Source organism: Dysgonomonas sp. 25, assembly GCF_010501075.1.
Lineage (GTDB): Bacteria > Bacteroidota > Bacteroidia > Bacteroidales > Dysgonomonadaceae > Dysgonomonas.
Genome location: NZ_QVMN01000005.1, coordinates 71,090 through 86,970 on the forward strand (window position 1 = coordinate 71,090; position 15,881 = coordinate 86,970).

The 15,881-nt window shown below is 42.3% G+C and carries 16 protein-coding genes and 1 CRISPR repeat array; of the genes, 12 read left to right on the forward strand and 4 right to left on the reverse strand.

What is annotated here, in order from left to right:
• Positions 1 to 95: 95 nt before the first annotated feature.
• Positions 96 to 1,088 carry a tryptophan--tRNA ligase gene (gene trpS, locus D0T66_RS09335; protein ID WP_163357015.1) on the reverse strand — a complete coding sequence of 331 codons (993 nt, stop codon included), beginning with the start codon at positions 1,086 to 1,088 and terminating at the stop codon, positions 96 to 98.
• A gap of 224 nt (positions 1,089 to 1,312) precedes the next feature.
• Between trpS and ybeY the strand changes: the two genes are divergently transcribed.
• The 12 genes from ybeY (at position 1,313) to D0T66_RS09395 (ending at position 13,649) form a co-directional block, all read left to right on the forward strand.
• The gene (gene ybeY / locus D0T66_RS09340) at positions 1,313 to 1,741 is read left to right on the forward strand and encodes an rRNA maturation RNase YbeY (protein WP_163357016.1); all 429 of its coding nucleotides are present in this window, start codon (positions 1,313 to 1,315) and stop codon (positions 1,739 to 1,741) included.
• 11 nt (positions 1,742 to 1,752) lie between these two features.
• Positions 1,753 to 2,619: a tetratricopeptide repeat protein gene (locus D0T66_RS09345; protein ID WP_163357017.1), complete on the forward strand. Its 867-nt coding sequence runs from the start codon at positions 1,753 to 1,755 to the stop codon at positions 2,617 to 2,619.
• 14 nt (positions 2,620 to 2,633) lie between these two features.
• Positions 2,634 to 2,960, forward strand: a complete 327-nt coding sequence (locus D0T66_RS09350) for a hypothetical protein (protein WP_163357018.1) — start codon at positions 2,634 to 2,636, stop codon at positions 2,958 to 2,960.
• Between the two features lie 199 nt (positions 2,961 to 3,159).
• Positions 3,160 to 3,942, forward strand: coding sequence for a sulfide/dihydroorotate dehydrogenase-like FAD/NAD-binding protein (locus D0T66_RS09355; protein WP_163357019.1), 783 nt, complete (start codon positions 3,160 to 3,162; stop codon positions 3,940 to 3,942).
• A gap of 18 nt (positions 3,943 to 3,960) precedes the next feature.
• Positions 3,961 to 5,439: an NADPH-dependent glutamate synthase gene (gene gltA, locus D0T66_RS09360; RefSeq protein ID WP_163357020.1), complete on the forward strand. Its 1,479-nt coding sequence runs from the start codon at positions 3,961 to 3,963 to the stop codon at positions 5,437 to 5,439.
• Positions 5,440 to 5,538: 99 nt separating this feature from the next.
• Complete coding sequence (locus tag D0T66_RS09365; protein WP_163357021.1) at positions 5,539 to 7,233, forward strand: glycosyltransferase family 39 protein; 1,695 nt, start codon at positions 5,539 to 5,541, stop codon at positions 7,231 to 7,233.
• Positions 7,234 to 7,333: 100 nt separating this feature from the next.
• Positions 7,334 to 7,669 carry a carboxypeptidase-like regulatory domain-containing protein gene (locus D0T66_RS09370; protein WP_163357022.1) on the forward strand — a complete coding sequence of 112 codons (336 nt, stop codon included), beginning with the start codon at positions 7,334 to 7,336 and terminating at the stop codon, positions 7,667 to 7,669.
• Positions 7,670 to 7,789: 120 nt separating this feature from the next.
• Positions 7,790 to 8,153: direct repeats of the CRISPR family, unit length 36 nt; unit sequence GTTGTATATCCTCACAGGATGAAAGCTAATTACAAC.
• Positions 8,154 to 8,333: 180 nt separating this feature from the next.
• Positions 8,334 to 9,026, forward strand: a complete 693-nt coding sequence (locus D0T66_RS09375) for a hypothetical protein (RefSeq protein WP_163357023.1) — start codon at positions 8,334 to 8,336, stop codon at positions 9,024 to 9,026.
• 259 nt (positions 9,027 to 9,285) lie between these two features.
• Positions 9,286 to 11,070: a biotin/lipoyl-containing protein gene (locus tag D0T66_RS09380; RefSeq protein WP_163357024.1), complete on the forward strand. Its 1,785-nt coding sequence runs from the start codon at positions 9,286 to 9,288 to the stop codon at positions 11,068 to 11,070.
• Between the two features lie 182 nt (positions 11,071 to 11,252).
• Positions 11,253 to 11,804 carry a lipocalin family protein gene (locus tag D0T66_RS09385; RefSeq protein ID WP_163357025.1) on the forward strand — a complete coding sequence of 184 codons (552 nt, stop codon included), beginning with the start codon at positions 11,253 to 11,255 and terminating at the stop codon, positions 11,802 to 11,804.
• Positions 11,805 to 11,897: 93 nt separating this feature from the next.
• Positions 11,898 to 12,932, forward strand: a complete 1,035-nt coding sequence (locus D0T66_RS09390; RefSeq protein ID WP_163357026.1) for a hypothetical protein — start codon at positions 11,898 to 11,900, stop codon at positions 12,930 to 12,932.
• A gap of 93 nt (positions 12,933 to 13,025) precedes the next feature.
• Positions 13,026 to 13,649 carry a 4'-phosphopantetheinyl transferase superfamily protein gene (locus D0T66_RS09395; protein WP_163357027.1) on the forward strand — a complete coding sequence of 208 codons (624 nt, stop codon included), beginning with the start codon at positions 13,026 to 13,028 and terminating at the stop codon, positions 13,647 to 13,649.
• On the opposite strand, the gene D0T66_RS09400 is transcribed toward D0T66_RS09395, so the two are convergent.
• From D0T66_RS09400 to gap, 3 genes are all read right to left on the reverse strand, one after another.
• Entirely contained in the window at positions 13,650 to 14,318 is a 669-nt protein-coding gene (locus D0T66_RS09400; protein ID WP_163357028.1) for a DNA alkylation repair protein, read from the reverse strand.
• Positions 14,315 to 14,614 (reverse strand): Dabb family protein, encoded by a 300-nt coding sequence (locus D0T66_RS09405; RefSeq protein WP_163357029.1) that lies wholly within the window; start codon positions 14,612 to 14,614, stop codon positions 14,315 to 14,317. Before D0T66_RS09405 ends, D0T66_RS09400 begins: the two co-directional genes overlap by 4 nt.
• A gap of 79 nt (positions 14,615 to 14,693) precedes the next feature.
• Positions 14,694 to 15,698, reverse strand: a complete 1,005-nt coding sequence (gap, locus tag D0T66_RS09410) for a type I glyceraldehyde-3-phosphate dehydrogenase (protein ID WP_163357030.1) — start codon at positions 15,696 to 15,698, stop codon at positions 14,694 to 14,696.
• Positions 15,699 to 15,881 lie beyond the last annotated feature (183 nt).

A 15,881-nucleotide genomic window follows, 5' to 3' on the forward strand; every position in this document is an offset into this window, starting at 1 on the left:
CATAATAATTGAATGTTGTTAAATCATGTTTATTCTATATGACGACAAGTGATCGCTAAAAATCACACAAAAGATTAAAATATGTAAAAAAAAAATTAGAACGGTTTGAATCCCATAATCTGACGCACCTCTTTCACTATCTTAGACGCACTCTCGCGAGCTTTTTCCGCACCCATCTTAGTTACCTTATGCAAGTATGCTTCGTCGTTCTGAATGTCGATAATGCGTTCGCGGATAGGGTTCGTCGTCTTAATCATATCCTCGGCAAGCTGTTTTTTGAGGTCGCCGTAGCGGATTTCGCACGTATTCCATTTCTCTTCGAAGTGGTCGACAACTTCTTGCGTAGAAACAACCTTTAGCAAGGTGAACAGGTTTTCGATATAATCGGGCTTTTCCGAATTAGGAGCTTTCGGCCCTTCGTCGGTCAGTGCGCGCTTTACTTTCTTTTCTATTGTTTTGGGATCGTCAATCAGGTAGATACAGTTTCCTTCCGATTTTCCCATTTTGCCGCTTCCGTCCAATCCGGGTATCTTGATCAATTCCTGTCCTTCTTCCACGTACACCTTCGGCTCTTTGAAAAGCTCCACATTGTACAGGTTGTTGAAACGGCGTGCAAATTTGCGCGTCATCTCCAAGTGTTGCTCCTGGTCTTTTCCCACTGGCACGCGGTCGGCATTGTGCATCAGTATGTCGGCAGCCATCAGTGTAGGGTAGGTGAGCAGCCCGGCATTGACATTTTCCGGATTCTTACGTGCCTTATCTTTGAACGAAGCCGTTTTCGACAACTCGCCCATATAAGCATGCATATTCAACAGCAGGTAGAGTTCGCACACCTCAGGCACGTCGCTTTGCACATAGATGGTCGATATTTCGGGATCGATTCCGGCAGCCAGATACTCGGTCAGTACATTCTTAACGTTCCCGTGAAGCATTTTCGGATCAGGATGCGTCGTAAGCGAATGATAATCGGCAATGAAGAAGAAGCAATTGTTCTCCTTTTGCATCTTAACGAAATTGCGCAAAGCTCCGTAATAATTTCCCAAGTGAAGGTTTCCTGTCGAGCGGATACCGCTAACTACTGTTTCCATATGTTGTTTTCTTTATTATTCAGTTGTCTAAAAAATTGAAGAACAAAGATAATGAAAAATACACGAAAGCATGGAAACGGAAGTTTTTAATATATATAACATGCTAAATTGACATTTGCATTGTATATGGAATAATATTTAGACTAATTAATGCAATAATCTCGGTATTTCTTACAAAGAATAAACTATCTTTGTACTCCGGTACCATTACTCAACTAAATATCATGGCAATTATCTATCAGGCGGAAGACGTAAAGATGCCGCCATTGAAAAAACGCGAAACAACTAACTGGATAAAATCCGTCGCTGCTTCTTATGGCAAGAAAGTAGGCGACGTAGCTTACATATTCTGTTCCGATGCCAAGATATTGGAAGTAAATAACCAGTATTTGCAGCACGATTATTATACCGATATCATTACGTTCGACTATACGGAAGGCGATACCATTTCGGGCGATATTTTCATCAGCCTCGATACGGTGAAGAGCAATTCCGAACAGTTCAATACGGATTATATCGACGAACTGCATCGCATCATCATCCACGGAGTCCTGCACCTGTGCGGTATAAATGACAAATCTGCCGGCGAGCGCAAACAGATGACCGAATGCGAAAATAAGGCGCTGGCGATGTTAGGCGGTTTAGCTAAATAAAATAACAATAGATGAAAGTGTTGCGTATTTTTTATATGGCTTTTTCCTTTCTGCTTGCCGTCCTTGTATCGGCATGCAGCACGACGGCTTCGTTCAAAGGGCATGCATATAGAGGCGACAATGCCGCGTCTGTTAAAGAGGCAATGCGAGCCTCCTTACGTAATACTTCTCTGTCCGAAGGGTTCGGGATTCTTGGGGAATGGCAGGAATATATAGAAACGACCGGAACGATTAAACCGGAATATAAACCTTTCATTCAATCGGAGGTTTTCCGCTATCGGGGAGATTTATATACAGCCGGAGCGGATTATATGCAGGCGTGGGACAATTATAATACGGCAATCTCGTTGGATGCGAATAATATAAATGCCCTCAGCAACAGGGTAGCCTTATATGCCAACAACCTGAAAGAATATGAATGGGCAAAGGAGGGTTTGAAGGATATTTTGAAAAAAAGGCCGGATTTTGCTGATGCTTATTTTGCTATGGGGCAGATTCATGACGAACAGAAACAATATAAGGAGGCTATATCTTATTACCATAAGGCAATAGCCCTCGATGGCAAGAATGAGCAATATAAAGCCAATAAGAGTGGAGCTTATGCCCGTTTATACCAATTCGAAACCGTAAGGGAAGATGCGGAAGAGCTTGTAGGGAAATATCCCGGAGACATAGATGCTTATAAGCTCAGGGCTACTTTTTATTATACGGATGGAAAGTATCAGGAAGCTATCGACGATTATACCGAGGCGATAAATGTCTTCAAGCTTCCGGAATATTATGAGAAGCGCGCCGGAGCATATCGCAAATCAGGAGACGAAGAAAAAGCAGCAGAAGATGAGAAGCTTGCTGTTGCAGAGAGAGATAAGATGAAATGATACATTCCTTGTTCGTGGAAGAAAAAGAGATAAAAAAGAAGGTAGATTATGATGTCGTTGCGATTCTGAAAACAGCAGGTATTTTGTTTTTAGTACTTGTGGTAGAATTTATATGTATCAGTTTTATCACTTCGCGTAGTTCCGAACTTTGGTTTTATGGCTGGCTATTTGCCGTTCCGAGCATTTTATTACTTATGATTATCATTTCCTTTTTTGCCCAAAAAGGTACCGGTTATCGTATTTTTTATAGATGGGCAGGTTTTATCTTATTGCTGTTATATCTAATAACTCTGCCGGTTACTTTCATCATGCTCGTCATGGCTTCTCCTCCCTATCGTTGATAGGCAGGTTGGTGGCTTTTCAGTGAAATAATAATGGAAAATAGAATAATTGTATCAACTAATAAAAACGCAAGAGATATATCGAAATATGGACATAAAGGCTAAGGAAAGCATAAATGTTGTAGTTTTTGCTTACTTTTGTTTTTTTGGTTGTATTATGTTAGAAAATTTCAGATTGCAGGAGAAATTTATTAAGTAAATGAATAAAATTGTAGACAAAGAGTACTTTTCGGCGAATGTGGTGAAATTCGAAGTAGAAGCGCCGCTAATAGCCAAAAGCCGTAAGGCCGGGCACTTTGTGATTGTCCGTGTCGGTCAGAAGGGAGAACGTATCCCGTTGACGATTGCGTCATCCAATATCGAAAAAGGGACGATAACCATCGTTATACAGGCAGTTGGAGCTTCATCGAAGAAGATTTGCGACCTCAACATCGGCGATTACATCGACGATGTTGTCGGCCCGTTGGGACAAGCCACGCATATCGAAAAATACGGAACTGTTATCTGTGCCGGCGGAGGGGTGGGCGTTGCGCCCATGTTGCCTATCATCGAAGCGATGAAGAAAGCCGGAAACCGTGTGATTTCCGTATTGGCCGCCCGTACCAAGGATTTGGTCATACTCGAAGAGCAGGTAGCCGAATATTCGGATGAGGTGGTAGTGATGACCGACGACGGTTCGTACGGCAAGCAAGGCTTGATAACAAACGGTATAGAAGACGTTATTAACCGCGAGAAGGTAGACCTTTGCGTGACCATAGGGCCTGCCATTATGATGAAATTCGTATCTATCCTGACGAAGAAATACAATATCCCTACAATGGCATCCCTCAACACCATCATGGTAGACGGAACGGGGATGTGCGGCGCATGCCGCATAACCGTAGGCGGACAAACAAAATTCGTTTGTGTAGACGGGCCTGAATTCAATGCCCACGAAGTGGACTTCGACGAAATGTTGATGAGATTGAAGGCATACAACTAACCAGCTAAAGAAAGAACAATGGAAGAACAAGATAAAATCAAAGAACGCCGCAACGAGGCTTGGCGCGACGAATTGCGCCGCAGCATGAAGGCGAAAGAGCGTACCGACCGCCCCCGGGTGCATATGCCGGAATTAGACCCCGAATACCGTAGCCACGAGCTGAAAAAAGAGGTGAATCTGGGATTGAGCGACGAGCAGGCTGTTTACGAGGCTGCCCGCTGTCTGGATTGCCCTACGCCGACGTGTATGAGCGGTTGCCCGGTGAGCATTAATATTCCGACGTTTATCAAAAATATCGAGCGAGGCGAATTCCTCGAAGCAGCTAAGGTATTGAAGGAAACAAGCGCATTGCCTGCCGTGTGTGGACGTGTTTGCCCACAGGAGAAACAGTGCGAAGCGCAATGTATTTATACCTTGAAAATGAAGAAAGAGCCGGTAGCTATCGGCTATCTCGAACGCTTTGCTGCCGACTACGAACGCTTATCGGGAAATGTTTCTATCCCCGAATTAGCTCCTGCCAACGGTATCAAAATTGCTGTTGTGGGTTCAGGCCCAGCCGGATTGACTTTTGCAGTGGATATGGCTAAAAAAGGCTATGATATTACCGTTTTCGAAGCATTGCACGAAATAGGCGGTGTGTTGAAATATGGTATTCCCGAATTCCGTTTGCCAAACGAAATCGTAGAAACTGAAATCGACGTCCTTCGCAAGATGGGTGTGAAATTCGAAAAAGATTGTATCGTCGGTAAAACCATTTCGCAGGAAGACTTGCACGAAGAAGGCTTCAAAGGCATCTTTGTTGCCAGCGGAGCAGGATTGCCGAACTTTATGAATATACCGGGCGAAAACCTGATAGGGGTCATGTCCTGCAACGAATTCCTGACACGTGTCAACCTGATGGATGCTGCAAGCGACGACAGCGATACGCCTGTTCAGAAAGGGAAGAAAGTAGCCGTTATCGGTGCCGGAAATACCGCTATGGATGCTGTGCGTACTGCCCGCCGTCTGGGTGCGGAAAAAGCGATTATCGTTTACCGCCGCTCCGAAGAAGAAATGCCTGCCCGTATCGAAGAAGTGAAACATGCCAAAGAAGAAGGTGTCGACTTCCTTACATTGCATAACCCGCTGAAATATGAAGGCGACGAAAACGGACGTGTACAGCGTATGCTCCTCCAGAAGATGGAATTGGGAGAACCTGATGCTTCGGGGCGTCGCAAGCCGGTGCCTATCGAAGGTGCTACCGAATGGGTAGACGTCGATCAGGTGATTGTCAGTGTGGGCGTGTCGCCGAATCCGCTTATCCCTTCATCCTTCAACGGGTTGCAGGTAAGCAAATGGGGTACGATTATCGTCAACCAAGATACAATGCAAAGCGATTTGCCGGAAGTTTACGCCGGGGGAGACATTGTGCGCGGAGGTGCAACGGTTATTCTCGCCATGGGTGACGGACGCCGTGCTGCCGCTGCTATGGACAAGGCATTGCAAGAGAATAAATAATCTACTATATGATTTTAGGAAAGAGGTGTCGTTAGCGATGCCTCTTTTTGTATATTTGCGGTAGACAACGAATCGGATTATCGGAAAAGGCTGATACCAATGAATAAAAGAATAACCGTAAGTATCTTAAAATACGGGCTGATACTTATCTGCCTTTTGCTGTTTGTGGCAATCGGCGGATTGCTGATTGTCGGCTATGATACATTCTTTGGCTCACTGATAAATAAGATAGCCCTCCCCGAAAGCAAACATGTCGATTTGAAGCTCTTATTATCTCCCGAACGGAAATTGGCTGTCTGGGGAATCCTCATTGCTTCATTTGCAGCTTCTGCTATTGCCTTGTATTTCAGGGATAAATTGAGTGACTTTTTAATTCGTTTCGGGCGTGATGTGAAGCAGGCATTCCGGCATATATTCTCCGACGTCTGCACCGCTAAGGGGTTGGCTATTATGCTGATATCGTTTTCCTTGTCGGTCTATCTCGGCTTGACGGTTCCCGTCTCGTACGACGAAGCGTATACCTATCTGACCTTTGTCAACAAGCCGTTTTATTACAGTGCTACGTTCTACCCGAGCCCGAATAATCATGTCTTGTATTCCCTTCTCGCCAACGCAACAGAAATGCTTCCGTTCTTATCCGAACTGTTTTGTTTGCGTTTGCCTGCTATCCTGCTCTCTCTATTGAGTTGGATAGTTATCTATTCTTTTATAAAGCGAGATTTCGCCGAATCGTTGTCGGTGTTGGCGACTGGTATTGTTTCCGTCCTGTTCATGTCTGTTTATTATAGCTTTATGGCGAGGGGCTACAGCTGCGTAGTCTTGCTATTCGTCGTGTGCTTCTGGGCATCGTATAATATTATAAACAAAGGCAGCCGGACGAAAGACTGGATGTTTTTTATGATAAGCAGCATATTGGGCGTTTACACAGTACCCTCGTTCGTCTATCCGTTAATATCGCTCAATGCCCTGATTCTGATATGTAATTATCGGAATATCAGGCAGCAAATAGCCTATAATCTGGTGGCAGTTGCGAGTGTAGGTATGCTCTATGCCCCTATAATCCTATTGCAGAAACAAGGATTGGCCGCCATTACGAATAATCGCTTTGTTGCGCCTATTGACAGGTTCGAGGTAATTGAGAGGCTTCCGTCTTTTATCGCTAATACCATTTTCGAGATATTCGGCATACCGTCTCTCATCATTGGTGGAGTTGTTATCGTAGCTTTTGTGATGACATGCATACGGAAAAATAAGCAACTGATACTGACATGGATTGTATTCCTTGCCTCGCCCGTGTTATTGTTAATATTACATTCGGTAATACCTTTCCCTCGGACTTTTATTTACTACGGCTTTGTGTTGGTCTTTTTAATATGCCTATCGTTTCGCCCTTATATCGAGAAGCTGAAAACTACTTATCTACTTATTGCTGTCATTATTATACAGGTGGCTGCTGCGATAAATTTTACGAACAAAATAGATGCATACGAGGGGTATAATACGGCAGCCAAGCAAGTGAATGAATATGTATTGAAAGGGGAAGGTAAAAAATATTATCTGGCAAATTCTTTGTGTAACATTCATTTCGAATACGAATACTCGATTCGAGGCTACGATTCTGCAAATGTTAAATATGACAGCTATACTGTTATCAATGCCGACACTATCTCGGGTTATGATTATGTTATCATTGACAAAGGCAACGATGCAACGATGCATAAAACCCCTCTATACGAGAATGCATATCAGGTTGTTTACTCCGGCGAGGTGGCAGTAACCGAGACCGTCCGTTAACCAGTGTATCCCCTCCGCAAATGAAAGCTAATCACAACTTAATTCTTCTCATATCAATAATTTATTTTATTGATATTTTCATTAACTTTACAAAAAAAGCATGAAGAAAAATATAATAATATATTTAGTGTTGGCTGTTGCTATTTTTAGTTTTCCATCGTGTGATGTTTGGTTGGGAGTACGGGGTACAGTTGTTGATTCTGAAACAAGCGAACCCCTAAAAGGTGTAAAAGTTTTTATAAATAATGAGAAAGGATTTACTACCACTGATTCAATTGGAAACTTTTATATTTTAAGTGAAAAAAATTATGCTTTTAAAAAGGTAAAGAATGCTTCTTTAGAACTTAGATTTGAGTTAGATGATTATAAACTTTTAGATAGGAATATGTTTGTAAATAAAAAAGATAGTATTTTTTATCTCGAAAAAATAAAATAAAAGCAGGTAATGAATCTGCTTAACTTCTTCAATATTTATGTATGATATTCAATTATAATCTATAATGGTTGTACCTCACACATAGTGTTCGGACATCTTGATGTCCTTCCCATATCCGCTGTTGTATATCCTCACAGGATGAAAGCTAATTACAACGTCTATTTGAAGTGAATCTATTTGATACGAGTTGTATATCCTCACAGGATGAAAGCTAATTACAACTCGAGCTGTGAGCCTTGTAGCCTGTTGTCGGTTGTATATCCTCACAGGATGAAAGCTAATTACAACGTCGTTGCGGAGAATGTTCGCGGACTTATTGTTGTATATCCTCACAGGATGCAAGCTAATCACAACGTCTATTTGAAGTGAATCTATTTGATACGGTTGTATATCCTCACAGGATGCAAGCTAATCACAACTCGCACGAGAATGACGCCGCAGAAGACTAGTTGTATATCCTCACAGAATGAAAGTTGCCCATAACGGCTCGCTTGCCGTCCGATACGACAAATACCTGTCTCTCGCTGCTAATATACAAATTTAGAATGGAGAATTATATAATCTTCCCGAAGGATTTTTATCTATAATCCTGCTTTATTCGGATATAAAGTTTAAATTTACAAGTAATAAAAGTAGTATACAAACACATTAAAACACACACAAAATGAAAGCAATGAATTTATTAAAGGCTTCACTCGCCCTTTTTTCTGCATTTCTTATCGCTTGCGGAGGGAATGATTCTCACCAGAAAGTAGATACGCCGAAGGTTTCGGAGCCGCTTGCAGAAACAAAAACAACACAAGAGACACAAGAAACACCGCCGCCTGCTTCTGTTAATGGCGTTGTAAACTATCTCGGCGCGCAAGCATCTATCACTTTCGACGGAGTAGCCTATAAACTGGCTTGGAGTAATCCGCCACAGATGAAAGGAATGTATTATATTCAGGAGTATATGCCTGCCGGACAGACGATAGAGCAGTACGAAGATATCTTTATACTCGATCTGTATAGAAATCCGGAAACGACGATAGTAGATGAGGTAAAAAAAAAGGTTACCTTTCTCCAAAACCGCAAAAAGACAGACCCTACTACAACTTATAAAGTTTTTCAGAATGAAGAAGTTAACGAATATATGGTAGACATTATCGTAAGTGACGGGAATGTTGTCGAATGGAATGTTATCCGCTATACTGCTTACGAAGAGGATGGTCAATTTGCCGGCGTTAAGTCATTCACAATGAGTAAGCGAGGGTATAACGGCATGAGTGCTTTTGTAGATAAAATGCACCCAGTTAAATCCAAATTGAAAAAAGAATTTTTGTCACTTCCTTTTCCAGAGGTTAAGCCGCAAAAATAAAAGCTGTATTTGGACGGTAAAATTGCTCACTTTTCGTCTGAATGTGCAGTATTTAGGCGAATGAATCATAAAAAAAACGAACTTATTTTTTTTTATGTCAAAATGCTATTTTTTCCTGTAGGAATATTCTGTTTTTTCGAATTTAAAAGGCTAAATTTGTGAGGAAATAGAATAAATTATTGACGAAATTAACCGATTTGCAAAATGTGAGGGGGCGAAAAACCCTTATTTTTTGAGACTTACAAGATACAATTAAACTATGGGAAAAGAAATTAAATTTAGCCTTGTCTACCGTGATATGTGGCAATCTTCGGGTAAATACCAGCCGCGTGTTGACCAGTTAGTCCGGATTGCACCTGTTATCGTCGATATGGGATGTTTTGCCCGCGTCGAGACAAACGGAGGTGCTTTTGAGCAGGTAAACCTAATGTACGGAGAAAATCCGAACGCATCGGTACGCCAATGGACTGATCCTTTTAATAAGGTGGGTATTCAGACACATATGCTCGAACGAGGCTTGAATGCATTGCGTATGTTCCCCGTGCCGAAGGATGTGCGCCAATTGATGTTTAAAGTGAAGAAGGCACAAGGGACAGATATTTCCCGCTCGTTCGACGGATTGAACGATGCCCGCAACCTCGAGTTGTCGGTTAAATACGCCAAAGAGGCCGGTATGATTTCCCAGACAGCCCTTTGTATAACACATTCGCCAATCCACACCGTAGATTATTATGTGAACTTTGCAGACAAGTTGGTCGATTTCGGTGCCGACGAATTTTGCTTGAAAGATATGGCGGGTATCGGCCGTCCGGCTTTCTTAGGTAAGCTGGTAAAAGCCCTGAAAGACCGTCACCCGAATATACCGGTTGAATATCACGGACATACAGGACCGGGATTTTCGGTAGCTTCTATGCTGGAAGTTGCCCGTGCCGGAGCCGACTACCTCGATGCGGCCATCGAACCGCTGGCGTGGGGTATGGTGCATCCCGATATTATCACGTTGCAGGCTATGCTCAAAGACGCAGGCTTCAGCGTGCCGGACATCAACATGAAAGCTTATATGGAAGCCCGTGCGCTGACACAGGAGTTTATAGACGACTTCCTGGGCTACTTTATCGACCCGTCCAACAAATTCCTGAACTCGCTGCTTGTCGGTTGCGGATTACCGGGAGGTATGATGGGGTCGATGATGGCCGACTTGCGCACCATGCATCCGGCTATCAATATGGCGCTTCGCAATAACGGAAAAGCGGAAGTTTCGCTGGATGAGTTAGTCGTTCAATTGTTCGAAGAAGTAGAATATATCTGGCCTAAGCTCGGTTATCCACCATTGGTGACGCCGTTCAGCCAGTATACGAAAAATATCGCCTTGATGAATATCTTTGCTATGGCGCAGGGACAACCTCGCTTCTCGAATATCGACAAGGACAGCTGGGGTATGATTCTCGGCCGTTCGGGACAATTGCCGGGTAAACTGGATGACGAAATTATCGAACTGGCTAAATCGAAAGGCTTCGAATTCTATACAGGTAACCCGCAAGACGAATATCCTGATGCCCTCGACCAATACCGTAAGGAAATGGACGAGCTCGGATGGGAGTATGGCGAAGATGACGAAGAACTCTTCGAATTTGCTATGCACGACCGTCAGTATCGCGACTATAAATCGGGCTTGGCGAAAGAGCGCTTCAATAAAGAACTGGAAGCAGCTAAAGAAAAGGCGGGAGCACCTATCATCGTTCAACGCGAAATAGTTGAAGTTCCGCGCTTCGATGCAGAGGCTATCCAGCAGAAATATCCTGATGCATTGTCATTGCAGGCTACTGTCAGCGGGCAGTTAATATGGCAGATAGATGTAGCAGACCCTTCTACGGCACCGGTTATCGGTACGAAAGTCGAAGAAGGTGATGTAATATGTCACATCCAGACATACTACGGCATCGAGGATGTGAAAGCGCTTGCTTCGGGAACAATTGTTCAGACCGAAGTGAAACAAGGCGAAATGGTTCAGAAGAATCAGGTATTAGCTTATATAAACAAATAAGATCAGCTATTTATTATATGTGAAAGGGAAAGGGGTTTGTATACTCTTTCCCTTTTTGCTATGCTTTGGAGTCTTATTGAAGGAAAAGGCGGATAAAATAATTTGTGGATGTTAATTATTCTGTTATCTTTGCGGCAGATTAACTTATTTTTAATTTTATTAATCAACAAACTTTAAAACTTATGAAATTAAACAAACTTTTCTTTATTCTTTTATCAGTAGCCTTGATGGCAGGTTTTTCTTCTTGTAGTGATGATGATGATTATTCAGCAAATGATTTAGTAGGTACATGGAAATGTATAGAAAATGCAGAAAGAGTTACAACAAGTAATAGTAAGGCGACAGCATTAGTTAATGCTCTACTTATGGTTGATGATAACGATGATGATGATCGTATTACATTTAATGAAGATCTTACCTTTGTAGATGAAGAGTCTTCTACATATCAAAGTGGAGGAACATATCGCGTAAGTGGGAATAAAATATATTTGAAATATACAGGAGAGTCAGAAGGAGAGCCAGTTAAGATTACTTCTCTTTCTAAAACGAATTTTAGCATTCTGTTTACTGCAGACTTGAATGAGACTCTTGTTGATTATTTGAATTACAATTTTTCATCAAGAGTAGTTGATGAATTAACGGCTTCATTACAGGCTGTAGGAGTAGATATTACTACTATTACTGTGAAAAGTGTGAAATACACTTCTACTTACACCAAAGTAACTGCTCAATAATATTTTTTGCAGAAATATAAAGAAAGCAAACTCCATCGTGGGTTTGCTTTTCTTAGCATATTGAATACTATTTAAAAACAAAATCAAACCCTTATGAAATTAAACAAACTTTTCTTTATTCTTTTGTCCGTAGCCTTGATGGCTGGTTTTGCATCTTGTAGTAGCGACGATGATGATCTTTCACAAGAATCGATTGTTGGAGCTTGGATAGAAACTTCTTCCGAAGTGGAATACAAAACAAGCAACAGCACAATAACATCGCTTATAAACGATTTCTTCAAAGAAAATGGAGGTGTAGAAGAAGGCGATGAAGAGATTTATAAATTTGATGTGAATGGTACTTATATAAAAGCATATGGGGTTGACGACATTTATCCCGGAAGTGGTATTTATACGATTTCAGGAAGCAAACTTACATTAACCGACGATGATGGAGATGTAAATATTGTTACAGCTTCTGTTTCCGGTGATAAGTTAACATTTAAAGGCTCTGTAAATATAGATGAAACAGTTCAAACATACTTTGGTTCTACTCTGCTTACATATCTCAGAACTAAGTTAGCAGAAAAAGGACAAACGATAGACCTTTCAACTGTAACGCTGAAAAGTGTTTCGGGAAAGCGAACTTTTAGAAGAACTAATTGGGAACCTATTACCAAAGCACAATTGATCGTTGGTGCATGGACAGAACAGTATTGGGCATTGGAAGGAACAACTGATAATGAAACTGCAACAACTATCCTCAATAGTTACCTGAGCGAATTGAGCTATCAAAGTTTAGACACTTATACATTTTATTCAAATGGTAGAATGAATTCTGTAGAATATGCAACAGGCCTTGAAAATATGACAGCTACTTATCGCATTTCGGGAGATATGCTGTATGTTTTGCCTACAGGAGAATCTACGGAAAGCCCAGTGTTGATAGACTATCTCACAAACTATTCGATGAGCCTGTCGGCTACTCAAACACAAGGTGTTTCATGTTTAAGTTATTTGACTTCGCTTGGCCTTGGTTCATCTTTTATCTCGCGCGTTGCAGCAGACTTCACGGCAGAGGGATTGGATATTTCGACTGTACAGGTAAATGAGTCAACGGTAACTACTCACTTCTCAAAAGCAGACTGATAATTTATTTGTCATAATCTGGTAAATATACACGATTGGGCTCCTTATTCTGGAGCCCTTTCTTTATTCCCTATTTTTTTGTTTCTTTGCACTATGCTTTACCTCACCCAACAGATAGGAGAGACCATTTTAGGACTTTGGAAGATTGAAGAATCCAAAGACGCACTGCTTGCCATGTTGCAGCAACGGGCTTGGTTGGAGAATATTCTCCCTATTAAGGCACAAAACCGTCTGATTGAGAAACTGGCAGTCCGTGTCCTGCTGAAAGAATTGGCCGGTGAAGAAAAAGAAGTCCTTTACCGTCCGTCGGGATGTCCTTATCTGCCCGATAAATCCTATTATATCAGCGTTTCGCATACCGAAGGATATGCCGCCGTTGCATTGAATAGGCGGTCGCCGGTGGGGGTAGATGTGGAGTATTTTTCGGATAGGGTGAAGCGTGTGCGCTCGCGGCTGATGAGGGAGGACGAATATGTCGACCCCAAAGACGAAATAACCCATCTGCTATTGCATTTCTCGGCAAAGGAGTCCATGTTCAAGTATTTAGGCTACGAAGGAGTAGACTTCTTGAAGCACTTGCAAGTGCAACCTTTCGATGTATCGGACGAGGGTTTCTTCCGTATGTCGGAAACAAAAACCGAACGTCGGCAGAATCTGGAAGTGTATTACAAAGTTGGGCCGGATTTTGTATTGACCTGTCTGACCGGCGAAGAGTAGCTATCCGAAGAAGAATTCAAATTCGAATGTAATGTTGTTATATGCTTCCTGTTTCAGCGGGTTTGCACTTCCCTTAAAATCAACAATCTTCGCTAAAATATTATCTGCCTCCTGCTTCGATTGCCTTCCCGTATGCTTCAATACAAGTAGTGCTGCATTCCGCAAAAATAAATCATCCGCATATATGTCGTCCCATACAAACGGAAACCGGTTTACATCCAGCGTTTCTTTTATTCCCTTGCGAAGGATCAATCGTGCCAACAGCCAATACCCTGTGATGCGGGTTTCGGGCGAGGAACTACCTACCCATTCCATCGCTTTGTTTTCGGCAAAGGGAAGCCGTTGGAAAAGATTGATACAAACCTGTTCGCGTATCTCCTGATTCGGTATTTCTGCAAGCCAGCGATCGGCCGTCTCTTCTGTAAATTTTTCGGTCGGGTAGAGGAGTGTCGCAAAGATTTTCAACTCACGGGTTTCTTCCTGCCAAAGCAATTCGGCAAGTTGGCTGTCGGGTGCATACTCTCCTGCAATGCGCTTGATTTGCTCCTGCATCAGTCCGAAATTGAGTTTGTATGTTAATCCCTTTTCGCGCATGCTCGACGAAGCTACGCCATTCATCGCAAGGCGACATTCCTTGCGGATTTGTTGTATGGTCTCTTGTAAGGTCATATTTCGAAATCTACGGCTTTGCGGTCTGTTACGGCTTCGCGGATAAAAGGTAAGGTTGCCTGATGTAGCGGATGATTCTGGTAAGTGTCGAGCGCTTCGCGGGAGGATAGTTCGGAATACAGAACGACATCGAAGTTGCCGTTTCCCAGAAAGTCGATTCCTACTTCTATTTTTACTACCCCGTCGATTTTGCCATTTAGGTTCTCGAGGCTCTTCTTGATAAGCTTGGCGTTTGTAGCCTTATCGTTTCCGTGGGCCGACTCTTTCAGCTTCCACATCACTATATGTTTTACCATTGTTCTTTATTAATAATAAAAGATAAAATAGGAGCTATCCTTTTGAGACAGCTCCTTTCTATATTTGGTTGAAGGATGATTATCCGTTCACTTTCTTCATTGCAGCGATAAGTTCGAGCACTTTGTTTGAATATCCCCACTCGTTGTCGTACCAAGATACAACTTTAACGAATGTAGGGCTCAATTGGATACCTGCTTTCGCGTCGAAGATAGATGTGCGTGGGTCGCCGATGAAGTCAGAAGATACAACTTCGTCTTCAGTGTATCCGAGGATACCTTTCAATGGACCTGCAGCAGCTTCTTTCATAGCAGCACAGATTTCTGCGTAAGTAGTTTCTTTAGCCAAACGAGCTGTACAGTCAACCACTGAAACGTCCAATGTAGGAACGCGGAATGACATACCTGTCAATTTTCCGTTCAATTCAGGGATAACTTTACCTACAGCTTTAGCAGCACCTGTTGATGAAGGGATGATGTTGCCGGCAGCAGCGCGTCCGCCTCTCCAATCTTTAGCCGATGGGCCGTCAACTGTTTTCTGAGTAGCAGTAGTAGCGTGTACTGTTGTCATCAACGCTTCGAGGATACCGAATTTGTCGTGTAATACTTTAGCGATAGGAGCAAGACAGTTAGTTGTACAAGATGCGTTAGAAACGATTTGAGTTCCTTTTACATATTTATCATCGTTCACTCCGCAAACGAACATAGGAGTATCGTCTTTAGAAGGAGCAGACATTACTACATATTTCGCACCAGCTTCGATGTGAGCCTGAGCTTTTGATTTTTCGAGGAAAAGGCCGGTAGATTCTACTACGTATTCAGCGCCTACATCACCCCATTTAAGGTCAGCAGGATTTCTTTCGGCAGTTACGCGGATAGCTTTTCCGTTTACAACCAATTTACCGTCTTTGATTTCAACTGTTCCGTCGAAACGACCGTGAATTGTATCGTAACGCAACATGTAAGCCATGTATTCTACGTCGATAAGGTCATTGATACCTACTACTTCGATGTCATTTCTGGTTTGAGCAGCACGGAAAACCAAACGTCCGATACGTCCAAAACCGTTAATACCTACTTTAATCATTTTTTTTAATTTTATTAGTTAGAAAATTGAGTTAGTTGTTGTTGTCTTAATCTTTATTCGCACTCAAAAGCCGGAGATATGTTGCATAACATATAAATCGAACTCTTTTTTTGAGCCACACAAAGATAGCAAAAAATATAATCAACAACTTTATAGCGAGGGTTATTTTATGACAAATTAGCT